We start from the raw sequence: 26,299 nt of genomic DNA, 5'->3' as shown, positions 1-26,299 counted from the left end.
ATCAATGCCTGTAAATTGCATAATCTTTAATAAGTTATCTAAATAGTACTATGGGCTCCCATCTTAATGAAGGTGGGAGCTATTTTACGCTTACTTATAAAAGATTGTATATGTGAGTTATCTGGAAATAAGAATAAGCAAGAATACTTGCAGAAAGCAATAGTAATACCGAGGAAAATAGATATTAATTTTTTATTTGGTAAGTAGAGTGATTGTCACTTAATAAATTATACAACCACTGGGGGAAATAGCATGATAATACAGCCAAACTCTATTGTTTACGACGGTGAAGGAAATAGTTTTAGGGTAATAGATTCAATTGGAAATGGAAGTTTCGGTTATGTTTACAATATTGAGAAGGAAACTGATAAAAGTATTTGGGCATTAAAAACTTTGCCTTCAAATTTTCCAAGTAGTGAGCAACTTCAAAGTTTTCAAAATGAAAGCACCATGGCCGTAAAGGTATCGCATGAAAATGCAGTAAATTATATTTTTGTCCATGACGGGAATGATTATCCTCAATTACCACCGTATATTATTATGGATTATGCTAACGGGGGAACGATTCTTAATATTATTAGGAAAGCAATTGAAAAAAATAAATTTTTATCTAATGAAAATCTAAATGATTATTTTCACCAATTAATTAGTGGGATGGAACACATCAATAGTGTCCTAATACATAGAGATATTAAACCTGACAATATTCTTTTAAATAATGGGACCATTAAGATATCTGATTTCGGATTATCAAAAATAGTTCATGACGGAACTAGACAATTGACATTTAAGGGGTTCGGGCATATTAGGTATATGGCCCCTGAAGGATGGAAAAGAGAAAAAAATACAATACAAATGGATATTTACTCAATGGGTATTACCTTTTATGAAATGGCTACTCTACAACACCCATTTAACCTTCCTGCTCATGCAGAGGTACAGGATTGGATAAATGCCCATTCATTTAAGAACCCGCCGTCTCCACAGACGATAAATCCGGCTTTGACAAATACAATGGCACAAGTAATTATGAAAATGATTGAAAAGAGTACGCTAAAAAGGTATAAAACATGGGAAGAAATCAGGAACGACCTTCTTATAGATAATGAGCCATTGACAAAAAATTCATCCATTGTTGAAAATATGGTCAATATACGGTTACAGAGAGACTCTTCAATTCGGGAGGAAGAATTAAAGAAAGAACAAGAAAGGCAAGAGAAAGCCCATTATATAAATACAATACATTTTCAATATGAAAATGAAATTTATCTTCCAATAAATGAATTTATATCTGAATTTAATAAGAAATATACTAGTGGTCAAATTAAAATGACCTCATTTGCTCAGGTAGGATCAAATGATTTCCATACAAAAATTCATCTAGTCTCTGGTAAAACTTTGACCATTCACCTTAAAGCATTGTTTGATGATGATTTTGTACGGGAAGTACCCTCCCAATTCGATCGTTCACGTAAATATAAACAAATTGTAAGACCAGCATTAAGAGATAAAAAGATACTGGCTTGGGGCTATCTTAAGTGCTCAGATAATACAGGCTTTAATATCTTATTATTAGAAAATAAAGATGATTTATATGGTGAATGGGTAACGTTACATAATTCAAATAGTGGATTATCTAGGCAGTCGAGAATTGAGCCATTTCCTTTCGAATTTAATGAACTTGAAAAAGAGATACATCATATTTACGCAATGCATATTTATAATACTGAAGTTCTCCCCATTAATCTTGAAAAATTTTATGAATTTATTGTTTTGCATAATTAATAGGATTCAGAAGTTGTACTCATAAAAATTCGGTGGGATTATGGAGGGGTAAAAGATATAAAAAGGCGTAAAGTGATGAGATTAGGTGGGAAATTGGGACATTAAAATATGCCTGAAACACGGAAAACACAAGGCTTTCCAAGGTTACATGAGATTACTTAAGAAACCGAAACGCTACTTTGACAGGGTAGGGGTCGGGGGTTCAAATCCCTCTCAGATCATACAAAAAAATCACTTTCTTTCAATAGAAGGTGATTTTTTTGTGCGCATATTAAATGAAACATGACTACTAAACTTAAAGCAAAAATAAAAAAGGATACAATCGGTAATAAATTTACCTGGTTGTATCCTTTTTTACGTATCTAATACATCAACCCATTACTTCTCTTATATACAAATATAAAAATAAATAAATTATATTTTATAAATAACTTACTTGACTTACTTAGATTATAATATTACACTTACTTACACAAAGTAACTAACAAACAATTTGTTCGTTAAGAACAAAAAAACGAAGGAGGCAATAAAATGAATTTTCATCGTGAACCTATTACATTCGTAGGTCAAGTGAACTTAAAGGTACAAAATTTAGAACGGTCTTTATCGTTTTATCAAGAAGTAATCGGCTTTAAAGTATTAGAGCGTACAGAAAGATCCGCTAACTTGACTGCGGATGGAAAGACAGTATTATTATCAATTCAACAACCGAATGACGTTATTCCTAAACAAGGAAGAACTACGGGATTATATCACTTTGCACTTCTTCTGCCTAAACGCTCTGATCTAGCTAAAATCGTGCATCACTTTATGGAAAAAAGCGTGCAGTTTGGTTCATCAGACCATCTTGTGAGTGAAGCCCTTTACTTATCTGATCCTGATGGTAATGGAATTGAAATCTATACAGACCGTGATCCTTCTGAATGGAACTGGGCAAATAGTGAAGTGGCGATGGCAGTTGATCCATTGGATTTTGCAGATCTTCTAGCTGGAGGTAAACAGCAATCATGGGAAGGTCTGCCTGCAGGAACCGTTATGGGACACATTCATTTGCATGTATCTGAATTAAAAAAGACTGAGGAATTTTATATTAAAGGACTCGGATTTGAAGTAGTTAACAGATACGGCGCTCAAGCACTTTTCATTGCTGATGGTAAATATCATCACCATATTGGTTTAAATACTTGGAACGGCGTAGGTGCCCCTGCACCATCTCCTAATAGTGTTGGACTTGAATCATTTACTTTGATTCTATCTAATGAGGAGAAAAGAAATAATATTATCGAGCAGCTAAGAAAAATAGGAGCTTCCGTCACTGAAGACAATGGATGTTACATTACATCAGATCCTTCAGGCAACCGCATTTGCTTGCTAGTTTAATTATTTTCAGAAAATAATAATCAAAATAAAAATTAAAAGAATAGGGGAATAAATGATGAAAAAAAATGGTTGGAGTATGTTAATTTTACGAGTGGTTTTAGGGATCACTTTTCTAATTCATGGTGTAGCTAAATTTCAAATGGGTCTTGGGAATGTAGCTGGCTGGTTTGAAAGTATTGGTATTATGGGCTTTCTAGGTTATGTTGTTGCTATTATTGAGCTTGTTGGTGGAATTGCCTTGCTTTTAGGAATTGGAACGAAGTTTATCTCAGCATTAATTGCTCTAGTGCTGCTTGGCGCTATCTTTACAGCAAAATTATCTATTGGCTTTATCGCACCAGGAGGGTATGAATTAGATTTAGCTTTATTAGCTATGGCAATTGTCCTTGTTATGAATGGAAGCCAATTGTTTTCATTAGATAATAAGCTTTTTGGAGCTGCAAAAGAAAAGTAAAGTAAAGTTAAATTGTGTTGTGTTTTGTTTGAAAGAAGCGGAGTCTTTTAGTAATATTGGAATTTGAATTTATATTATAGATGTAAAGGAGAATTTTCATGGCAAGAAAGGCTTACGAAGCAAAAAGTGCAACAGCATCAGGACCATATTCACATGCAATAGATGCAGGAGAATTTGTTTATTTCTCAGGTCAAACAGCAATGAACTCCATTTCAGCTAAAGATCTTACTGGTGACATTGCTGAACAAACGAGGCAATGTTTCATAAACCTATTTGAAGTATTAGAAGAAGCTGGCCTAACATCTGATGATGTTGTGAAAGTAAATGTTTATTTAACAGATATGAATCATTTTGCGGCAATGAATGAAGTATATCAAACACAATTCTCCAGTCCATTCCCTGCACGGACATGTATCGCAGTGTTAGCTTTACCTCTTGGGGCTGAGGTTGAAATCGAAATGATTGCTAAAAAACCAAAATAATTGGATGAAAAGGAGTGAATACTAACATTCACTCCTTTTATTTATGTTTTCAAATTTTTACTAGAATGAATATCAAAAACGATATCTATTCGTGCAATATGTACAATCTTTCACATAGTATTTCCGGGGGGGTTCGCGATAAACTTGAAAATGACATTTCTTTTGTGCAAAGTGAATAAGGGTTTGTCCAAATAGAATGTTATCGTAAAAAAGTTTATGCAGTATATATAGCTTGTTTATGTCTTTTTTGTTTAATAGACATAAAGACCTTATTAAAAAAGGCATGTATAATATGTTTTGTTAACAAAGAAAACGTTTGCGAAGGCAAAACAATTCTTTTATATATAGTGCAGCAGAAAAAGGAGGATAAATTATGTCTACAACTTTTGAAAGTTACGATACAAATGCGACAGAGATTGAACATGTTGCAGGTGTCGATGAATCGCTATATCCAAAAGCTGATAAAGATAGAAAAGTAAGTGCGAAAGATTATATTTTCATGTGGATTGGAGACGGCGTCAATTTAGGTAATATGACGCTTGGGGCTAGTGTAATTGTAGCGGGTGTCGCAACATTAAACATCTTTCAAACAATTTTAGCAGCTATCATTGCAATTGCGATCATTTCCACAATCTTTGCATTAAATGATCGTCTTGGCTATAAAAAAGGAATCCCATATGTTGTTCAGCTAAGAATGTCCTTTGGGATAAAAGGAACAGTAATATCATCACTGCTGCGCGGGATACCAGCCATCGTTTGGTACGGTATTCAAAGCTGGATTGGGGGAACTGCCTTAAATGAAATCGCGAAGATTGTTACAGGCGGAACTTTCAATAATGTTGTTGTTTGTTTTATAGCACTGCAACTAATTCAAATCGTCCTTTCATTATTCGGTTTCCACGCGATTAAATGGGTAGAGACAGTTGCATCTGTTGTATTTATGGCAGCGCTAATTTATGTTTTCGGAATCCTTTTATCATCACATAGTACTGAGATTGCCCAAAACTGGGTACAAGCAAAAGGCTCATGGGGTTTGCCGTTCTTCGGACTTATTATGGTGTTTTTAGGAAATTATGCAGGCATCTTTGTAAGTGCTGCAGATTATTCTAGAGAGCTTAAAACGGGTATGAGTGATAAAAAACGCGGATCATTATATTTTATCCCTATTACCTTATCATATGGTTTTGTTATTGTTATCGGGGCAATGCTCGCAGCTGCGACTGGTGTAACGAATCCTGCACAAGCACTTCCGATTATAATTGATAATGATTATATTTCAGTTTTTGTATCTGTATTTATTGTTATCGCGGTTATTGCAACAAATATGGTTGCTAATATTATTCCGCCGGCTTATGTTATTACATTGCTGACAAAATTAAAGTACAAAGCTTCTGCAATTGTAACAGGATTGCTTGCATTAGGTGCATTTCCTTGGGTGCTTATTCAGGAATCATCGGCTAAAGGTCTTAATATGTTTATTCTAATATACTCTGCATTTTTAGGACCAGTTATCTCAATATTGCTAGTTGAATACTATATATTAAGAAAGCAAAGAGTAGATGTTAAAGATTTGTACAATGAGAATGGTTCTTTTGCTGGATTTAATCCAGCAGGCCTGGTTGCGATGTTTATCGGTGCAGGTGCAGCCTTCCTATTAGTAGAGCTTGCATGGATAATCGGTGTAGTAGTAGCAGGTATCTCTTACTACCTACTATCGAAATATGCATTTAAAGGATCAAGCTTCAAAAAAGGAACGATTTTTGAAAAATAATAAATGATTTGTGAAGATTGCCTAGGAGAATTTTTATTCTCAATAGGCAATCTTTTTTCTTTTTACTTGGCAGCAACTGCTTAATCTGCGGAATGAAGTTCATAAATAGAATACCTTTAAAGGATTGTGAAAGTATTCACAAATGAATTGTGTAATAATCATACCTCTTTTTTCTCTCTTTTTAAAGACCTAATTTTTGAACAATATTCGACAAAAATAAAAATATGCTGCTAAAATAATTTTTACAACATTTGAAATGATGTAACCAACAGCCTATTTAATTAACTGCTGTGCACAATTTCGTATGCATTTTGATTTTTTATAAGCAAATATTCAAAATTATATTTTAAAATTATTAGTATATTGCATTTTGTTGTTGATATTGCACAATCATTTGTATTAAATGAATATAAATAAATGACGCATTATACAAAGTAAATAATAAATAATATTTCTTTTGTTTAATGAACATAAGGAAGTTTAGTAAGAATCGATATATAATAAGTAATTGTTGGATTACTTAATAAATCTGCAAAAACATTTATGTTCAATAGAGAACAAAAAGCTTTTTGCATTATTTATAGCAGGTTCGCTAAAAATAAGTTTAGCAGAAGATGAACTTGAACAAATGCAAAGTTCTGATAATGATTGGAACTATTTGAGGGGGAGATTCGCTTGAATCACTTTAATAGAGAGCAAGTAAAAGCTTCTGGTTATAGTGAAGACGTTTTGCCAACAAAGGAAGAAGAAAGAACTTGGGGCTTAGGAAACTTTTTTTCCATTTGGATGGGCTCTGTGCATAACATTCCAAACTATATTGCTATCGGTGGCCTTTTCGCATTAGGCTTATCAGTTGGACAGGTTTTCACAGCCATTATGGTTGCCTCCATTATCGTAGCTGCAGTGCTAGTCCTAAATGGACATGCTGGATCAAAGTACGGTTTGCCATTTGCCATGTTGTTGCGCTTATCATATGGAAATAAAGGTGCGATGATACCTGGAGTATTAAGAGGTGTTATAGCGGCAATCATGTGGTTCGGATTTCAAACGTATGCAGGAAGCCAGGCGTTATCAATCTTAATCGGAAAACTTTGGCCTACATATTTAACATTAGGCGGAGATTGGAACTTATTAGGTCTATCATTGCCAGCATTGATTTCATTTTTACTATTCTGGTTGTTCAATGTTTTGTTAATCTACGGTGGAATAGGGTTTTTAGGAAAGTTTGCAAAAGTTCTTTCACCGCTTGTTTACATCGTTTTCATTGGAATGGCGATATGGGCGATTAACTTAGCTGGTGGGATTGGACCGATTTTAGCTTATCCTGGATCAGGATTTACTGGAAATAAGCTGATTATCTTTTTCGTGGCTGTAACAGCAGTAATCGCAGCATGGGCAGCACCGGTTGTAAACGTATCGGATTTCACAAGGATGGCTCGCTCAACGAAGGATCAAGCAGTCGGACAAACAGTCGGGCTCATTGTGGCATATTTGTTATTTGCAGTAGCGAGTATCGCAATTATTGTCGGGTCTGAAATCGCTTTCGGAACTCCGATCTGGAATGTACTTGATGTTGTTGCTCGTTTTGAAGGAATATTTGCAATCGCCATTTCAGTTCTAACTTTATGCTTAACGACTTTATCAGTTAACGTAACGGGAAATATTGTTCCAGCTGGTTACCAATTAGCGTCTATATTTCCAAAAAAATTAACTTTCAAATCAGGTGCCATGATTGCAGCTGTCATTGGAATTCTAGTAATGCCATGGAAGCTTATGGAAAATGCTACAAGTATTTTTACCTTTTTAAATATTATTGGCGGAATATTAGCTCCAGTAACAGGGGTTATGTTAGCGCAGTATTTTCTCATTTCGAAAACGAATATTGATTTAGCAGAATTGTATTCACGTAATGGGAAATACAATTACAGTAAAGGTTTCAATATGAAAGCTATATTTACGACGATTATTGCAAGTGCACTTTGTTTAATTGGAAATTTCGTTCCTTTCCTCAAACCTCTTTATGATATGTCGTGGTTTGTTGGTATCATTTCGGCTTTTATTATTTATACAATACTTGAATTACCTAGCCTCAAAGGGCCGATATTCGAAAAAACGCCGAAATTAAATGAAGAGAGCAGATAATAAAGAAAATTGTTAAGAATAAAGTCTTGTTTTAATTCGAATTAAAAAATCTCTTTGATAAACGAAAGGGGAATTATCATGGCATATGATTTAGTTATTAAAGGCGGAAATGTTGTATTGCGTGACGGTGTTTATAAACTTGATATTGGAATTAAAAATGAAAAAATCTCTTGCATTGCAGAACAAATCACTGACGATTCAAAAGAAGTTATCGATGCAAGTGGACAGTATGTTATGCCGGGAATGATTGATACACATGTTCATATTAGTGAACCTGGCCGTACTGAATGGGAAGGATTTGAAACAGGATCCAAATCATTAGCTGCTGGCGGAACAACAAGTTATGTTGAAATGCCGCTTAACGCACTTCCGGCAACGATTAATAAAGAAGCTTTAGATCTGAAATTAGAAGCGGCTGTTAATCAAAACTATGTTGATTATGCTTTTTACGGAGGTCTTGTACCAGAAAACCTGGAGAAGCTGAAAGAATTAGCCGATGCGGGTGTCCTTGCATTTAAATGCTTCTTATCTGATATCACTAGTGATATACCAGGTGATTTCACACATGTGGATGATTATACATTGTATAAAGGCATGCAAAAATTAGCGGAATTAGATCAGCTGCTATGTATTCACGCGGAAAATCCATCGGTTACATCAGGACTTTCTAAAGAGTTTGCAAGAGAAGGCAAGAACTCTGGAGTAGAGTATGCGGAATCACGCCCTGTTTTTACGGAAGTTGAAGCTGTTCAGCGTGCCATCCTTTTTGCTAAAGAAACTGGTTGTAAATTACATTTAGTGCACATTAGTACTTCAGAGGCTGTTCAAGCAATCTTGAAAGCACGTGCAGAAGGTGTAGATGTAACAGTTGAATCATGTCCTCACTATTTTGCGTTTACAGCGGAACAAGTTGATGAGATTGGTCCTAGAGCCAAATGTCAGCCTCCAATCAGAAAAGCAGAAGATCAAGCAAAATTATGGGACGAGCTTCTTAACGGAAATATCGACTGGCTAACTTCTGACCATTCTCCATGTACTGAGGATTTAAAACAAGGAAATCTTTGGGAAGCATGGGGCGGAATTAGCGGCGCGCAAAATAATGTCGATCTTATGTTTGATTTAGCAGTGAAACAACGCGGTTTAGCAGTTCATAAGTTTGTTGATTTAATTGCAACAAATCCGGCTGAACGATTTAACATTACTCACAAAGGTGAAATTGCTGTTTCAAAAGATGCAGATATTATTTTAGTTGACCCTAATCAATCTTATGTTGTGAAGAGAGAAGACTTATATTACAAAAACAAACATAGTGCATATGAGGGCAGAAAAATCGATTGTCGTGTAACAAAAACGATTGTTCGCGGAAATGTTGTATTCGATTTAGAAGAAGGAATTGTTGGAAGTCCTATCGGGAAACTTATTTCAGCAAAATAATTCTTTAAAGCCCTATATATAAATACCCTTTGCTGTTGCCCGCGATCGGCAATGGCGAAGGGTTTAAAAAATGGTTTGGGAGAGAGAAATATGACTACATATGATTTAATTATCAAAAACGGTACAATTGTAACTGCAGAATCAACTGTCAAAGGTGATATCGCAATAAAGGACGGAAAAATTCAAGAAGTCTCTGTTGGCAAAGCTATTGAAGCAGCTGCAGAAAAAGAAATTAATGCAGAAGGATTACATATTCTTCCAGGATTAATTGATACACATGTTCATTTTAATGAGCCTGGAAGAACAGAATGGGAAGGCCTTGAAACAGGAAGCAGAAGTTTAGCTGCTGGCGGGGCAACATCATTCTTCGATATGCCGCTAAACAGCACGCCTCCAACAATCAATAAAGCGAATTTAGATTTGAAAAAAGCTTGTGCTGATGAGAAGTCTATCGTAAATCCATATTACTGGGGCGGACTTGTACCAGAAAATATTGCTGACCTTAAAGAGTTGCACGAAAATGGTGTTATTGGCTTTAAAGCCTTCATGTCACCAAGCGGAATTGCCGACTTTAATCATGTTGATGATGAAACGATTTTCAAAGGCATGAAGGAGATTGCCTCTTTCGGTTCGTTATTGGCAGTTCACGCTGAAAGCACAGTTATTTGCGATCAGCTTGCAAAAGAAAAACAAAGTGAAGGCAAAACGTCCGCAAGGGATTTTGTTGAATCAAGACCGATTATTTCTGAAATTGAAGCAGTTAGAAGAATTATCTCTTATGCTGAAGCAACGGGCTGTAAGCTTCATGTTGTTCATGCGAGCAGCAGAAAAGTAGTGGAAGTTATTACAGAAGCAAAACAAAGAGGCGTTGATATTACGGTCGAAACTTGCCCGCACTATCTTGCTTTAACTGTAAAAGATTTAGAAGAAAAAGGCGGATTAGCAAAATGCTGCCCTCCATTGCGTGACGAAGAAGAAGTCGAAGACCTATGGGTTGCTGTAGCGAATGGTGAAATTAACGTCATCGCTTCTGACCACTCACCAGCACCTGCATCTATGAAAACAATTACAGACAACTATTTCGAAGGATGGGGTGGTATTTCTAGTGCGCAATCAACATTAAATATTATGTTGACTGAAGGGCATTTCAAACGCAATCTGCCTTTAGAAAAAATTGTTGAATTAACTGCTGAAAACCCAGCGAAATTATTCGGTCTTTCAAGTAAAGGGAAAATTGAAGCTGGATACGATGCAGACTTAGCCATTATCAATTTAAACGAAACCTTCGAACTAAAGAAGGAAGACTTATTCTACCGTCATCAACATTCACCTTATGTTGGTATGGCATTTAAAGGAAAGGTCAAAACGACAATTGTCAATGGTGAAGTTGTTTTTGAGAATGGAAGAATTATAGAAGGCGAAAAAACAAAAGTTAATGCATAAGCAATAAAAGAAAAACCAAATCCCGTATTTCCAGGGGTTTGGTTTTTCTTTTTTTATTGATTGTGTTCATTAAGAATGGTTCCAATAATTAACGCAACACGAATTCGCAGTGAATCTGCAGGGTCGCGAAATGAGCAATTAAGCATTTCTTCCGTTTTCTCAATCCGGTATTTAACAGTATTTCTATGGATAAACAATCTTCTTGACGTCTCGGAAATTTCACATTGGGAATCAAGGAAAACTTGGATCGTTTTTACTAATTCCTGATCTTCTTTCGTCTTGGGATACGCGAGCGTCTTTAAAGTATTTTCGTAAAGCGCTCTTAGATCTTTTTTCGGAATGGCATTAAGTAATTCTTCAAGATCTTTCGTTTTATAGAAGTTTATGAATCCTTGCTTATTCATTTCATAACCGTTCATGATTGCTTCTACAGCTTCGTGATAAGCTGTTGGAATATCTCTGAGAGAATGAACGGCATTACTTACCCCGAAAGATGTTGAATAATCACCTTGTAAACTGTTTTGACAGCTTGTGATAAATTCTGTTACATTATTTAAATCTGTTTCACTAAAATTGGAGAATTGCATTATCATGACAAAGTATTTTTCCTTCGAAAATAAAATGGCTTCCATTTCACCATGAATGATTTCATCCTCGAGCTGATCGTAAATACTATTATATAACTCTCCGGCTTTTTTCTCATATAATTGCAAAGCTTGATAATTTTGACCTTGTGGATCAATGGAGCAGATTATACAAATATTATCCATATTTTCTTTCAATCCATAATAATTTGCACGGCTTAAAATCTCTTCATCTGAATGAATTCTCATTTCGATCAGGTCATCAAAGAAATTATTTTTTAATATTCTTGAATTTTCTTCAATTGCCTGTTCTTTAATAATTGTGAAGGAAATAACATTGCCTGCCTGTTCGATTGCCATTTGTGAAGAAGGATAAGGCAAAGTTAAAGAATCTATTATGACGAGCATGCTGGGGTATTGCCTCTTCGTTTGTACAGGAAAGGTAGAAATGGATAGATGCTCTTTTGATGGAATGACAAATGTAGTTCCTTCTCTAGCTGCAACTAAGTCTTCTTTGACCTTTTGGATCACTTCTTGTTCTACAATTTTCATTGAATCCATTCGGAAATCATGACTATAGGCGATTTTTTCGCCCCGATGATTTAATAAAAGGGTAGGGCGTGTAAGGAAATGACCTAATTGTTCGATGAGCGCGGTCAAACTATATCCTTTTATCATCATATCAGAAAACTCTTTTTGAACATGAAGGGCGTAATAAAGCTGTTCGGTTTCGGAATCATTTAAGTAATTCAAAATATGACGGGAAACTTCCCCTAGAGTATGCTTTGTAGGAAGATCGATAATGGGAAAAGCTAAATCATCAGCAAGTAATTTAATTTCTGTTGGCAATTCCTTTAAAAATCGGTTAATTTTGATGACAATGCCAGAGCAATTTAATTGGTGCATTTGTTTAATCAATGCAGAAAATTGTTGAATATCACCACTGAAAGCATATCCAGTTGTCAGAAGCAGATGATTGCTATCTAAAAATCGGATGACATCAGGTGTATCAGATATATTAACAAATTGAACATTCCGTGTGAGTCCTCTGTGACCTGCTAAGACTACACTTTCTTTCATGCCTTCTAATATAAATAAATCATTCATTGTTTTCATGTTTTACCCCTCATTTAAAAGCTTCGCAAATGTATTTTACGTTAATTGTTAACAAAAATCAAATGATTTTTTGGTTATTATGAACAATGACAGCGGGCTTGTTTATCATTTACACTAAGGTAATAGAGATTATAGAAAAGTTTTTAAGAAGACTCTTGTCATTTTAAAGCATATATTAAAGTTAGTTTTGAGGTGAGTTGATTGATTTATTCAACAGGAATGAATAAATATGATGAACAACTGTGGAATGCATATGCTTTAAGTGATGGAATTCATTCAATTGTAAGTAACCATCCTAAAGGGTATGTCCACAGTATATTTAATAATAGCTTTAACTTAAGCTTCGGTCATCATCTTGTCCATGCTGGTGGACTGGAAAATGGCATGGCACCATTTGGGATCGCATTAGAACAGGAACATATACAAATGCTTACTCGACAAATTAGGGCAAACCAAACTGTTCATTGGGATAAGTTATCAAATAGACTTGTTTTCACGGATGGAATAATACTTGCGTTAGGCAAAGCTGAATTGATGAATCATGCTATCCAATCAAAAATGTACAATTTGAATAACTTGAAAAATAATATTCAAGTCGTTGCGAGAAGGCTTTTGCAAAATGATTGGCGAATAGGAATAGCAGAAACGCAAGAAGATCAAGCAGCGATAATCAATTATTTAATAAATTCCGATTCTGCCACTAATAAAGAGGCTTCGGTCATCATTCAACAATTAGATGAATTGCGGAAACTTGCAAGTGGTGATAATTCAATAAATGCTAAATCAGTATTTGATTATTGGATTGGAAGGGGCCTTGGCCTTACTCCAAGCGGCGATGATATTATAACCGGGATTTGTGCAATTCTTTCTTCATTTGAGGGAACAAACAAAGCCTTTACCCGGCAACTGAAAAAATACTTATTAGAAGACGGCAGGAACAGGACAACGCATGTTGCCTTTGAATATTTAATATACGCAGTTGAAAGGAAGTTTCATTCACATCTTATTCAGATGTGTGATGTAATGGATCAATCACATGGACCTGACATGTCGCTAGCTCTTAAAGAAATGAAACAAATTGGACATACTTCTGGAGCAGATACGTTAGCTGGCATTTTGTTAGGTATTAAAGCCGCAGTCGATTAAGAATTATTTATTACTATATAGAGGGTGTGATTGTTATTAATAATGAGTTATTAAAATCAAGTAACTGGTTTTCGGGATTACAGTGGCTCTTTTTTATTTTCACAAATACAGTTGTTATCCCGATTACAGTCGGTGCCGCTTTTGAACTTCCCCCAATTAAAATAGTGAATTTATTACAGCTTTCCTTTGTAGTGACTGGCTTAGCCTGTATCGTGCAAGCTTTCATTGGTCATAGACGCGCAATCATGGAAGGGCAATCAGGACTTTGGTGGGGAGTGATCCTGACTCTATGTACGACCGCCTCAGCACAAGGGATGCCGATGTCTGTCCTTGGAGGCAGCTTGACTGTTGGAATTATTATATCTGCCATTTTGACTTTTATCATTGGTGTTAGTGGTGTAGGTCCACACCTAGCTAAACTATTTAACCCTGCAGCAATGGGTGTGTTTATGTTTTTATTTGGATGCCAGTTGATTGGCATCTTTTTGAAAGGGATGCTTGGTATTCCCTTTGGTAATCAACCTCAAGGTGCACACATTGATTTATCTATTTCCTTATTATCCATCATTACGGCAATTATCGTCATTATCATCAGTGTTAAAGCACCGCCAAGTATTCGTCGTTACGGCTTATTGATTGGTATCATCATTGGTTGGGTTGCCTATTCGCTTATTTTTCAATCTCAAGATTCGGTTAGCCAAGCATCATCATATAGCTTGGAGTTATTTCCATTAGGGAAACCAGCTTGGGATGCAGGAATTATTATCACGACAGTGTTAGCTGGATTACTAAACTCGGCAAACACATTTGGATCATTAAAGGGAACTGAGGGCATGTACAATGTACAGACTAAGAAGTCGGAGTACAGAGCATCCTTTGTCATTACAAGTTTTTTTACGGCTATTTCTGGTTTATTTGGTCTTGTCCCTTATTCACCTTATGTTTCGTCAATTGGCTTCCTTAGTCAAACGGGTATATTGAAAAGACTTCCATTTGTTCTCGGTGGATTTATGTTTTTAGTTATGGGGCTAATCCCGCCGATTGGCCACTTTTTCTCACAATTGCCATTGAGTGTGGGAAGCGCAGCATTGTTTGTTTCGTATTTATTACTACTGAATTCGTCGATGAATTTTTTCAAGCAGGTGGAGTTTAAAGCGAATAATGCCTATCGTTCAGCAATTCCATTGTTTGTAGGAATCGTGATTATGACATTGCCTCCGTCTTATTTTGAAACAATCCCGAGCGTCATTCGCCCTCTACTTAGCAGTGGATTACTAATGGGAATCATTTTAGCCCTTCTTTTAGAAAACCTCGTCAATTGGGAACGTGTCAGTGTGACTGAGGATAGTAAACAAAAAAAGGAAATAACAGCTTTAGATATAGAATTAGAAAAAAACCAAACGGTGCGTAATGGATGAAGAAAACGATGAATAAATGACAAAAAGGGCTTAAGAGGTTTTCTCTTTTGCCCTTTTTGATTATTTTTATATTATTAAATGTGTTGCGCTTTTTTTATACTGTATAGTTAAGAGGAATCATTTGCAGTATTAATCTATCGAAAGGACAAATACTGATGGAATTTAAGGAATTTAAAGTAACAGATTTATTAAATATAGAATCCATGAAAGACGCAGTTGTCTTAGGGGGACACCGTTATTTGGTCAATAATATTAAGGGCATCACGATCATGGAAGGACCTGATATTGTTGATTGGATAAAGGGCGGGGAGGTAATCTTAACTAGCCTTTATTCCATTCGTTCTTTAGATGAAGAGGAACAAAAGGAATTCATCGTGAGGTTAGTGGAGAAAAAAGTAAGTACGCTTGTCGTTAAAATAGTGGAAAAGGAAATATCTGAATCCCTGATCCGGCTCAGCGAGAAACTAGGTTTACCAATCATTCAGCTGCCGAAGGAAATTCCATTTGTTGATGTCATGTATCCTGTAATGGATGAACTCTTTAATAAACAAGTAACAAAGTTAAATTATTATCAAGAAATTCATGATCGCTTTACAGCATTGTCACTTGCTGATAAAGGACTAGAAAAAATTATTGATACGTTAGAGAAATTAATCGGTAACCCAGTTGCCTTATTTGACCGAAATTTTCATTGTATTGTTTCAACAACTCCTTGTCTATCATCATTTCAAATTATTGAAAAGGTCCATTTCTATGAACAGACTGCAGGAATAAAGTTCCCGCACTATCGGCAAATTGTGAAATATCCGCAATTAGATAACGTAATGGGTCATCAAATAGTCGTTCCGATTGAGACTTTGCATCATGTAAAAACTTATTTGTTAATTGGAGAGATGAATAAATCATTACAGGAACTTGATTTAATTGCGGTTGAGAATGCTGCAACTTCCTTATCTCTTGAGTTAGTGAAACAATTTGCGGTAGCTGAGGTTGAAAAGAAGTTTAAAAATGATTTAATTGATGAGCTTATTAGTGGGAAAATCCATTCACTTCAATCAATCCACGAGAAAGCGAATGTAATCGGCTGGGATTTTGAAGGCTCATTTGTGGCTGTTGTCTTCAAAATAAATCAGCTTAAAGAGTATGGGAATAAGCAGGTTGTTTCCGACCGGAGTCATGCGTTAGTATATGAGACTCTTCATCATTACTTGCCAAAAGGGATTATTACAAGCAAGAGTAATTTAGTCATCGTTCTTTGGAAGGTCAAGAAGAATTATAAAAATGATCCTGCATGGATGAGTGATATAAAGGACACATCTAGAAGCATTCAAGAGTTTATTGAAAAACAAGTAAAGGATATTTCCCTACAAGTGGGTATCGGGAACGTAGCGAAGGGGGTAATTGACATTCCTGAAAGTTACAAGGAAGCTCGCGATGCATTAGAACTAGGTGAAAGGATAAATGGCAAGGAATCGATTACAGCCTTTTCTGAATTAGGGATTTTTCGTCTTTTATGTCATTTTAAAGACCCTGGAGAATTAAGTCAATTTATTCCTCAATCGCTTAAGGATTTGTTAAATTACCAGCAAGAAAATCAAGCGGATCTCCTAAAGACTCTGCAGGTTTTTTTGGAATGTCAACAAAATGCTGCTAAGGCGTCTAAAGTTCTCTATATCCATTACAAAACCGTTGTATATCGTTTGGATAGAATAAAAGAGATTACTGGCATGGATTTTAAAGATGCGGAGGAAATGCTATCTGTTCAAGTTGGGTTAAAGATTGTAGATCTTCTTCAACGTGAAAATGGAATATAAATTGGGGCTTTTCATTTAATTGTTGGGTATTTTTTAAGGTCTAGATTTTATTATTTTAATGTTTTTGTAATGTAACCCTTTACATTTTTATTCGCCTGTAATGGCATTTCCCTTATACTAGAGGTGAGGTTAAGAAACACACTTATTAGGTATAGAATTTCAAGAAAATAACCTAACAAAGGGAAATGATATTATGGTGGAAACTCTATTGATCTTACTAGAATTGTTATGGAACTTTACAAATTTACTTACACCCAGTGCCCAATGGGTAGTGGATTTCGCCTTTCTTCCTGGCATCATTCAGTATAGAGTTATATTTCTGCTTTGTATTTTCTTTATGTCAAGTGAAATGATTGTGGCTGTACGGCGCTAGACGGAAGCGATGAGCTTTCTATTTGCGGTGTTATAACTTTTTTAATGAATCTAATGGTATCTGTTCAAGCTTATATTCTGATAAGCTGGTCGGATGCCTTTTTTTGTGTTCAGGCATTATCCAATTAAGATAAAAGCAGAAATGGAACTTTATCTACTTTACCTAAAGACTATAGGTGCAAAATCTTATACCATTGAATGTGGGTCTTAAAGTATAAGAACCTTACTCAAAATTAATAAATGTGAATTGTAAGCAGTTGCATAGGAAGTTGTTACATAACAAAGAATACTATAAGTCATTAACTAAATGTAATGCAAATCATAATCTGCTTACTTCATGAAGTTAAATAATCGTTCTATATTTAGCATAATCCAAGTTCCAAAAATAAAACAGAAAGGATGAACAGAATGGCTGAAGGAACAAAAGGAAAGTCAATAAACTTTGATAAATTGCCGGAAGAAGCCGCATCTAGACTTGAATGGCTAGCAGGCTTCGGCGAGGACCCTGAAGGGGGAGTATCACGTCTCCTTTATTCAAAAGCCTGGGTTGAAGGCCAGAATGCTTTAAAAGAATGGATGGAAGAAATCGGTCTTGAAGCTAAATTTGATGAAATTGGCAATTTGTTTGGAACGCTTAAAGGAAAAAATGTAAACGAGACAGTACTAACTGGCTCCCATGTTGATACAGTAAAGAATGGCGGTAAGTATGATGGTGCCTATGGGATCATTGCCGGAATCATTGCGCTGAAATATTTAAAAGAAGCTTACGGTGAGCCGCTTCGCAATATTGAAGTCGTATCAATGGCTGAAGAAGAAGGAAGCCGTTTCCCTTATGCTTTCTGGGGCTCCAAAAATATTGTTGGGATTGCCAAACGCGAAGAGGTTGAAAATATTAAAGACTTCGAAGGAATTCCATTCGTCGAAGCGATGAAAAATGCAGGTTTTGGTTTTAGAGATGAATCCAAAGGAATGCGTGAAGATTTAAAAGCATTCGTAGAAGTTCACGTTGAACAAGGAAGCGTTCTAGAAACTGAAAAGATTCCAGTAGGTGTTGTTAACAACATCGTTGGACAAAGACGCTATACAGTGGAAGTTACAGGAGAAGCGAACCATGCGGGAACAACCCCAATGGGCTACCGTAAAGATGCGATGTATGCTGCAAGCCAAATGGTTTATGAAATTATTTCTATGGCTAGAGTTGAGGGAGATCCACTTGTAACAACAGTGGGTAAAATTGAAGCACAGCCTAGCATTGTTAACGTAGTTCCTGGTAAAGCGATCTTCACAATTGATGTGCGTCATACAGATAAAGAGGCAATTGTTTCTTTCACTGAAAAAATGACTGACCGTATGAAAGCAATTTCTAAAGAGCATGGTGTTGAAATAAACATCGACCTTTGGATGGATGCGGATCCTGTTCCAATGGACCAGAAGGTTGTTGAATTAATTGAAAAACAATGCAAAGAGAATGGTTTAACTTTCAAACTGATGCACAGCGGAGCCGGCCATGATTCACAAATCTTTGCTCCAGCTGTACCAACAGCTATGTTATTCGTTCCTAGCTTAAAAGGAATTAGCCATAATCCGGCAGAGTTTACTGAACCAGCAGACTTGGCTGAGGGTATAAAAGCACTTATTGGTGCCCTTTATGAATTAGGATATAAAGAATAATTCTATATCAGCAATGTATAAACAGGTTTTAAACCTTTTATTATAAAAAAATTTTAAAAACAGAGGAGAATGTTTCGATGGGTTATCCAAAAGATTTGCTTACAAGTAGATCCATAATCAAACATGGTTTATATGCTTTAATCGCACCTGAAGGTCTTGTAAATAATGTTATTCCTGGCTTTGAAAATTGCACAATGTCGATTTTAGGATCTCCACAACTAGGTGCAACCTTTGTTGATTACATCGTTACAATGCATGAGGGCGGAAAGAACAGCCAAGGCTTCTGCGGACAAGCAGATGTTGAGAGTTTTGTTTATGTTTTAGGCGGAAAAGTAAAAGCGAAAGCTGACGATCAAGAATTTGTTTTAGAGGAAAGCGGTTATTTATATTGCCCGCCTGGCGTGACAATGTACTTAGAAAACATGGAAGCTGGCGATTCACGACTATTCCTTTACAAACAAAAATACAAGCCACTAGAAGGCAAGAAGCCTTGGGTCGTATCCGGTCATTCAAATGATATTGAATACAGAGATTACGATGAAATGCACAATGTTCATATTAAAGATTTATTGCCATTAGATATTGATTTTGATATGAATTTCCATATTTTATCATTCGATCCAGCGGCAAGTCATCCATTTATTGAAACACATTATCAACAGCATGGTGCATACTTACTTTCAGGTGAGGGTATGTATAACCTTGATAATGAGTGGATTCCAGTTAAAAAAGGCGATTACATTTTCATGGGGCCATATGTTCACCAAGCTGCTTACGCTGTAGGCAGAGAGCCACTAACTTATGTTTACTCTAAGGACTGTAATCGGGATCCAGAATTATAATTAGCAACTAAAGAGGTGTCACGATGAGAATTAGCCGAGAGGACTTAAAGAGTCTAATCAAAACAAAGCTGCATAGAGCTGGTCTTAATGATGACCATGCCGAAACGGCAGCAGATGTACTCGTATTTGCAGACGAAAGAGGAATTCATTCTCACGGTGCAATGCGTGTAGAATATTATGCCGAAAGAATTGCTAAAGGCGGGATTAATGCAAATCCTAGCTTTAAATTCGAGCCTACTGGCCCTTGCTCAGGGATTTTCCATGCAGATGGCGGCAACGGCCATACTGCAGCAAAATTAGCAATGGATGAAGCCATTAAAATGGCAAAAGAAAACGGTATTGCTATTGTTGGTGTAAGAGATATGTCTCACAGTGGAGCGATCTCCTACTTTACCCATCAAGCTGCTAATGCAAATCTGATTGGGCTTACAGTTTGTCAGTCTGATCCGATGGTTGTTCCTTTTGGCGGAGCAGAGCCTTATTATGGCACGAATCCAATTGCGTTTGCTGCACCAAGCACGGAAGAGGGTAAATTCATTACTTTAGATATGGCTACTACTGTACAAGCATGGGGAAAAATTCTTCATGCAAGATCAAAACATGAATCGATTCCAGACACATGGGCTGTTGACAAAAATGGAGAGCCTACAACAGATCCGTTTAATGTGAACGCATTATTGCCAATATCAGGACCTAAAGGTTATGGGCTCATGATGATGGTTGACGTCCTATCAGGTGTTCTGCTTGGACTTCCTTTTGGAAATAAAGTTTCATCCATGTACGAAGATTTACATGAATACCGTAAATTAGGACAGCTTCATATCGTTATTAATCCGGAATTCTTCGGTGGTCTAAGCGGATTTAAGCGAGATATTTCGCAAACGATGGAAGACTTAAATAACATTAAACCTGCACCAGGATTTTCAAAGGTATTATACCCTGGACAAAATAATGATGTTGTTATTGCTGAATATAAGGAAAACGGCATTGAAATTGTTGATGACATCTTAGAATATTTACGCTCTGATGTGATCCATAACAATCAATATGATCATAAAGACCCATTTGCTAAGTAATTTTAAATGAAAAAAGGTAAGGACGAATTCAGGAGGGGTGAGAGAGAATGAGATTATCTAAAGAGCAATTGCATGATTTAATTGCAAAGAAGCTTCATATGGCTGGTTTGACTGAAGATCATGCTTCAGGAGTTGCCGATGTACTTGTTCATGCGGATGCTAGAGGCGTTCACTCTCATGGAGCAATGAGAGTGGAATATTATGCTGAAAGAATTGCTAAAGGCGGACTAAATAATAATCCAGAATTCAAGTTTGAAAAAACGGGTCCTTGTACGGCGATTTTTGATGGAGATAATGGAGTAGGCCATGTAGCAGCAAAGCTTGCAATGGATGAAGCGATTAAAATGGCAAAAGAAAACGGTGTTGCTGTCGTAGGAGTAAGCAGAATTGGCCATAGCGGTGCACTTTCTTACTTTGTTCAACAAGCTGCAAATGAAAATCTCGTTGGGATTTCAGTTTGCCAATCCGATCCGATGGTCGTTCCTTTTGGCGGTTCAGAGCCTTATTACGGAACGAACCCAATTGCTTTTGCTGCACCAGGCAAGGACGGAGAACATATTACCTTTGATATGGCGACAACTGTTCAGGCATGGGGAAAAATCCTTCATGCAAGATCGAAAAACGAATCCATTCCTGATACATGGGCTGTTGACAGCAATGGGGAACCGACGACAGATCCATTTAAAGTAAATGCGTTAGTTCCGATCTCTGGTCCAAAGGGATACGGCCTTATGATGATGGTTGATGTTTTATCAGGTATCTTACTTGGCCTTCCATTTGGAAACAAAGTTTCTTCCATGTACCATGATCTCACTGAGTATCGAAATCTTGGTCAGCTTCATATTGTTATCAATCCTGAGTTCTTTACAGGAATTAAAGGCTTCCAAGAAGATATCGCAACAACAATGAAAGACCTTAATAACATTAAGCCGGCTCCTGGTTTTGATCAAGTTTCTTACCCTGGGCAAAGAAGTGCTGAGAGGGAAAAGAAATATGAAGAGAACGGCATTGAAATTGTGGATCATATTTATGAATATTTGACTTCAGATGTTGTTCACAACAATGCCTATGACAATAAAAGCCCTTTTGCAAAATAAAAAAAGTGATTGAAACGTAAGGGTGGTCTCCGAAAGTTGCCATCCTTCTTCAATGAAAAGGTAAGAAAAATATAAAAAGAGGTGCATGAAATATGCTTTATACGATCGTCAAACAGAATTCATATCAGGATTCAGTTAACCTAATGCTTCTTACGAATAAAATCTCAACGATGGAAGGCATTAATAAAGTCCAAATTATGATGGGGACTCCTGCTAACAAAGATATCTTCAAGACTGCTGATCTATTCACGGACGAACTTGAAGGTGCAGCTTCCAATGATATGTGTATCGTTGTTGACACTGATTCAGAAGAAAAGATTCAAGAAGTTCTTGATGAAGTAGATAACTATTTAAGCAACCAAGCAATCAGCAGCAGCAAGGAAGCTTTTGAAACTGTACGTTCATGGGATAAAGCTACGCAAGCATTACCGGGTGCCAATCTAGCAATCATCTCTACACCAGGTCAATATGCAGCTGAAGAAGCAGAAAAAGCAATTGATAGAGATATGCACGTTTTAATTTTCAGTGACAATGTAACAATTGAAGATGAGCGTCGCATTAAAGAAAAAGCTCATGAAAAAGGTCTTCTTGTTATGGGTCCTGACTGTGGTACTGCAGTTGTTTCAGGTGTTCCGCTTGCATTCGCAAACGTTGTGAAAACAGGAAAAATTGGTGTTATTGGAGCTTCTGGAACAGGTATTCAAGAAGTTATTACAGAAATTGACCGTTTAGGCAGCGGTGTTAGCCATGCAATCGGTACTGGCGGCCGTGACCTTAATGATAAAATCGGTGCGATTACAATGCTAGATGGTATTAAGGCTTTAGCACAGCATAGCCAAACTGAAGTTATCACATTAATTTCAAAACCACCTGCAAAAGAAGTTCGTGATGAAGTTGTTCAATTGCTTCAAAGCCTTTCCAAGCCAGTTGTTGCGATTTTCCTTGGTGAAGAGCCGCATAACCATGAGGGAAATGTTTACTATGCAAACACACTTGAAGAAACAGCAGCTATCGCTGTAGACCTTGCTAAAGGTAATGCTATCAAGCCAAATTACAATAATCTTGAAGCTGAAGTACCTGCTGTAAACTTAAAGCCTGAACAAAAAACAATTAAAGGTTTATATTCTGGCGGAACTCTTGGATATGAAGCAGCTACACTTATTAGCAGAGGACTTAACCTTGGATCAACAGATCATCACGAAGACGGTTATCTGTTAAATGCTAATGGATTTGAAATCATTGACCTTGGTGATGATATTTATACACAAGGTAAACCGCATCCAATGATTGATCCAGATACTAGAATCCAATTCTTCCAAAAAGCAGCACAAGATGAATCAACAGCTATTATTTTATTTGATGTTGTACTTGGATATGGTTCTCATGAAGATATGGCTGGTGCACTAATCCCTGGAATCAAAAAAATTCAGAACGCTGCTAAAGAAAATGGCAGAAACATTTACTTTGTTGGAACTGTTTGTGGTACGGATCAAGATCCACAAGATATTGATGAGCAAAAAGCAAAACTAGAACAAGCTGGTGTTATCCTGCGTGATAGCAATAACCAAGCTATTTTAACTGCTTTAGCTATGCTTGATATCCAAATTGAAGAAGTACAAAAAGAAGTAGTTCCTGCTAAAGAAACATCAAGCGCTGATATTGCAGTTTCAGAAGCAATCGAAAAATTATTAACTTCAAAACCAAATGTTGTTAACGTTGGATTGAAGAAATTTACAGATGCAATTACTGCAAACGGCGGAAGAGTTGTTCAATTTGACTGGCGTCCAGTTGCAGGCGGAAATCCAAGAATGCGCAAAATCTTAAGTGTACTTCGCTAATCAAGGGAATATAAACGAATTAAGAGAAACCGGTATCCACGACCAATGAATGTTCAGGAGGAAAGTATAATGTACGGACAATTTAAAACAATTGATGAAGCAAACCGAGCGGTTATCGATAAAATTGTATCAGGCGCGCCTTTCTTAACAGATGTAGTTCCTGCTAAATCTGTTATTAAAGAATTAAATGGGAAAGTATTACTTCATGCAGGACCACCTATTAAATGGGAAAACATGACAAGCCCAATGCAAGGATCTTGTGTTGGAGCTACATTATTTGAAGGTTGGGCAAAAAATGCTGATGAAGCATTTGAAATGCTTAGAAATGGTGAAATCGAATTCATTCCATGTCACCACGTAAATGCGGTAGGTCCAATGGGTGGAATCACATCTGGAAACATGCCAGTTCTTGTCGTAGAAAATCGTGACGGCAGCAATCAAGCATATTGCACAATGAATGAAGGAATTGGTGCTGTTCTACGTTTCGGTGCATATTCTGATGAAGTAATTAACCGTCTTGGATGGTTCAGAGACGTCCTTGGACCTGTTATTTCAAAAGCGCTTAAAGTAAAAGGCGATGGCTTAAACGTAAACGTAGCGATTGCTAAAGCAATTACAATGGGTGATGAGTTCCACCAACGTAATATCGCTGGTTCACTTATTTTCTTAAAAGACATTGCTCCTTACATTTTACAATCAGATGCAGATGAAAAAGATAAACTAGATGTTATTCAATTCTTAGCTGATACAGATCAATTCTTCTTAAATATTGCAATGGCAACAAGTAAAGCAATTATGGATACAGCTAGAGAAATTCAGCATGGCACAGTTGTAACAGCAATGAGCCGTAATGGATATGAGTTCGGAATCCGTATTGCAGGTATGGGAGATCAATGGTTTACAGCACCAGTTAATACACCACAAGGTCTATTCTTTACTGGTTATGATCAAGACATGGCTTGCCCTGACATGGGTGACAGTGCAATCACTGAAACATTCGGTGTCGGTGGAATGGCAATGATTGCTGCTCCTGGTGTTACACGCTTCGTAGGTGCAGGCGGTATGGACGATGCAGTTAGCACAAGTAATGATATGATGGAAATCTGTATTGATCACAACCCTAACTACTCAATTCCTACTTGGGATTTCAAAGGTTCTTGCCTTGGCATTGATGCAAGAAAAGTTGTTGAAACTGGAATCGAGCCAGTTATTAACACTGGTATTGCTCATAAAGAAGCGGGAGTTGGCCAAATCGGTGCAGGTACGGTTCGTGCCCCATTAGCATGCTTTGAAAAAGCAATCGAAGCTTATGCAGTGAAGCTTGGATTAATTGAAGCAGAATAATGTAATTTTTTGGAGAGGGGTAGTTATTGGCTAGTTCCTCTCCTCCTTTTTGGAAAAAAACATTTTTTTTGAGAAAAAATGCTTGCATAAATATACAGAAAAGCTTCATAATCGGTAAGGAAGTTATCATAAAAGGAGTGTCGTTAATGAGTAAGAAAATTGTTTTAGCTATTGGTGGAAACGCGATTATTAAAGAAGGTCAAAAAGGTACACTTGAAGAACAACAACAAAATATTAGTGAAAGTGTTGAGCCTGTTCTTGCTTTAATCGAACAAGGTAACACAGTAGTTATCACTCATGGTAACGGACCTCAAGTTGGAAACCAATTAATTAAAAACCAAATGGCTGAATCAGTAATTCCAGCTTACCCTTTAGATGTTTTAGATGCTGAGACTCAAGGTAACTTAGGTTACTTAATTCAACAAGCATTTAGAAACAAAATGGTAGAACGCAACATAAACAGACCAGTTGCAACAATTGTTACACAATCAGTTGTTTCTAAAGATGATCCAGCATTTGATAATCCAACAAAGCCAATTGGACCGTTCTATACTAAAGAAGAGTTAGAGAAAGTTCTTGAAACTGAACAAATTTCTTACATTGAAGATAGCGGCAGAGGATACAGACGTGTAGTTGCTTCTCCAAAACCAGTAACAATCGTTGAAAAAGATGCAATCCAAGCTCTATTAGATAAAGAAATTACTGTTATTACAGCTGGCGGCGGCGGTATCCCAGTTATCGAAGAAAATGGAATGCTAAAAGGTACAAACGCTGTAATTGATAAAGATTTCGCAAGTGCACTATTAGCTGCAGAAATTAATGCAGATTACTTATTTATCTTAACAGGTGTTGAGCAAGTGGCGATCCATTTCGGAACACCAGAACAACAAAACCTATTCGAAATGACAGTTGAAGAAGCTTTACGTTACATGGATGAAGGTCATTTCCCTAAAGGAAGCATGGGACCAAAAATCGAAGCTGCTATTCTGTTCCTTCAAAAAGGCGGCAAAAACGTAATCATCACATCAATGGACAAGCTTCAAGATGCTCTTGAAGGCAAAACAGGTACACGTGTAACTCTTTAATAAGA

General features: G+C 36.6%; 19 protein-coding genes. 18 read left to right on the top strand and 1 reads right to left on the bottom strand.

Features of this window, described 5'->3' with window-relative positions; genetic code table 11:
• Positions 1-252: 252 nt before the first annotated feature.
• From AR328_RS03795 to AR328_RS03760, 8 genes are all read left to right on the top strand, one after another.
• Positions 253-1,785: a serine/threonine-protein kinase gene (locus AR328_RS03795; protein ID WP_066290034.1), complete on the top strand. Its 1,533-nt coding sequence runs from the start codon at positions 253-255 to the stop codon at positions 1,783-1,785.
• Between the two features lie 531 nt (positions 1,786-2,316).
• Entirely contained in the window at positions 2,317-3,165 is an 849-nt protein-coding gene (locus tag AR328_RS03790) for a VOC family protein (RefSeq protein ID WP_066290032.1), read from the top strand.
• A gap of 52 nt (positions 3,166-3,217) precedes the next feature.
• The gene (locus AR328_RS03785; RefSeq protein ID WP_066290029.1) at positions 3,218-3,619 is read left to right on the top strand and encodes a DoxX family protein; all 402 of its coding nucleotides are present in this window, start codon (positions 3,218-3,220) and stop codon (positions 3,617-3,619) included.
• Positions 3,620-3,717: 98 nt separating this feature from the next.
• A complete protein-coding gene (locus AR328_RS03780) occupies positions 3,718-4,101 on the top strand; it encodes a RidA family protein (RefSeq protein ID WP_066290024.1) in 384 nt (127 codons plus the stop codon).
• Between the two features lie 373 nt (positions 4,102-4,474).
• Positions 4,475-5,872 carry an NCS1 family transporter gene (locus AR328_RS03775; protein ID WP_066290021.1) on the top strand — a complete coding sequence of 466 codons (1,398 nt, stop codon included), beginning with the start codon at positions 4,475-4,477 and terminating at the stop codon, positions 5,870-5,872.
• Between the two features lie 675 nt (positions 5,873-6,547).
• Positions 6,548-8,014 carry an allantoin permease gene (gene allW / locus AR328_RS03770; RefSeq protein WP_066290018.1) on the top strand — a complete coding sequence of 489 codons (1,467 nt, stop codon included), beginning with the start codon at positions 6,548-6,550 and terminating at the stop codon, positions 8,012-8,014.
• 78 nt (positions 8,015-8,092) lie between these two features.
• Positions 8,093-9,448, top strand: coding sequence for an allantoinase AllB (gene allB / locus AR328_RS03765; protein ID WP_066290016.1), 1,356 nt, complete (start codon positions 8,093-8,095; stop codon positions 9,446-9,448).
• 51 nt (positions 9,449-9,499) lie between these two features.
• Complete coding sequence (locus AR328_RS03760) at positions 9,500-10,891, top strand: allantoinase (RefSeq protein ID WP_156422635.1); 1,392 nt, start codon at positions 9,500-9,502, stop codon at positions 10,889-10,891.
• A gap of 53 nt (positions 10,892-10,944) precedes the next feature.
• On the opposite strand, the gene AR328_RS03755 is transcribed toward AR328_RS03760, so the two are convergent.
• Positions 10,945-12,591, bottom strand: coding sequence for a PucR family transcriptional regulator (locus tag AR328_RS03755; RefSeq protein WP_066290000.1), 1,647 nt, complete (start codon positions 12,589-12,591; stop codon positions 10,945-10,947).
• Positions 12,592-12,792: 201 nt separating this feature from the next.
• On the opposite strand from AR328_RS03755, the gene AR328_RS03750 reads away from it, so the two are divergent.
• From AR328_RS03750 to arcC, 10 genes are all read left to right on the top strand, one after another.
• Positions 12,793-13,737, top strand: coding sequence for a DUF2877 domain-containing protein (locus AR328_RS03750; protein ID WP_066289997.1), 945 nt, complete (start codon positions 12,793-12,795; stop codon positions 13,735-13,737).
• A 26-nt stretch (positions 13,738-13,763) separates the two neighbouring features.
• Entirely contained in the window at positions 13,764-15,155 is a 1,392-nt protein-coding gene (locus AR328_RS03745; RefSeq protein WP_231734743.1) for a uracil/xanthine transporter, read from the top strand.
• 155 nt (positions 15,156-15,310) lie between these two features.
• Entirely contained in the window at positions 15,311-16,969 is a 1,659-nt protein-coding gene (locus AR328_RS03740; protein ID WP_066289991.1) for a PucR family transcriptional regulator, read from the top strand.
• Positions 16,970-17,749: 780 nt separating this feature from the next.
• Positions 17,750-19,012 (top strand): allantoate deiminase, encoded by a 1,263-nt coding sequence (gene allC, locus AR328_RS03735; RefSeq protein ID WP_066289985.1) that lies wholly within the window; start codon positions 17,750-17,752, stop codon positions 19,010-19,012.
• A gap of 77 nt (positions 19,013-19,089) precedes the next feature.
• Positions 19,090-19,854 carry a (S)-ureidoglycine aminohydrolase gene (gene allE, locus AR328_RS03730; protein ID WP_066289982.1) on the top strand — a complete coding sequence of 255 codons (765 nt, stop codon included), beginning with the start codon at positions 19,090-19,092 and terminating at the stop codon, positions 19,852-19,854.
• Between the two features lie 23 nt (positions 19,855-19,877).
• The gene (allD, locus tag AR328_RS03725) at positions 19,878-20,930 is read left to right on the top strand and encodes an ureidoglycolate dehydrogenase (RefSeq protein ID WP_066289979.1); all 1,053 of its coding nucleotides are present in this window, start codon (positions 19,878-19,880) and stop codon (positions 20,928-20,930) included.
• 47 nt (positions 20,931-20,977) lie between these two features.
• Complete coding sequence (gene allD / locus AR328_RS03720; RefSeq protein ID WP_066289970.1) at positions 20,978-22,027, top strand: ureidoglycolate dehydrogenase; 1,050 nt, start codon at positions 20,978-20,980, stop codon at positions 22,025-22,027.
• A gap of 92 nt (positions 22,028-22,119) precedes the next feature.
• A complete protein-coding gene (gene fdrA / locus AR328_RS22765) occupies positions 22,120-23,865 on the top strand; it encodes an acyl-CoA synthetase FdrA (protein WP_066289966.1) in 1,746 nt (581 codons plus the stop codon).
• Between the two features lie 69 nt (positions 23,866-23,934).
• Positions 23,935-25,209 (top strand): DUF1116 domain-containing protein, encoded by a 1,275-nt coding sequence (locus AR328_RS22760; protein ID WP_066289959.1) that lies wholly within the window; start codon positions 23,935-23,937, stop codon positions 25,207-25,209.
• A gap of 146 nt (positions 25,210-25,355) precedes the next feature.
• A complete protein-coding gene (gene arcC / locus AR328_RS03705; RefSeq protein WP_066289957.1) occupies positions 25,356-26,294 on the top strand; it encodes a carbamate kinase in 939 nt (312 codons plus the stop codon).
• Positions 26,295-26,299: the final 5 nt, after the last annotated feature.

The sequence above is a fragment of the Bacillus sp. FJAT-29937 genome (assembly GCF_001509555.1).
Taxonomy (GTDB): domain Bacteria; phylum Bacillota; class Bacilli; order Bacillales; family Cytobacillaceae; genus Cytobacillus.
Note: the sequence above shows the minus strand (reverse complement) of the source record. Positions and strands in the feature narration are given on the sequence as shown.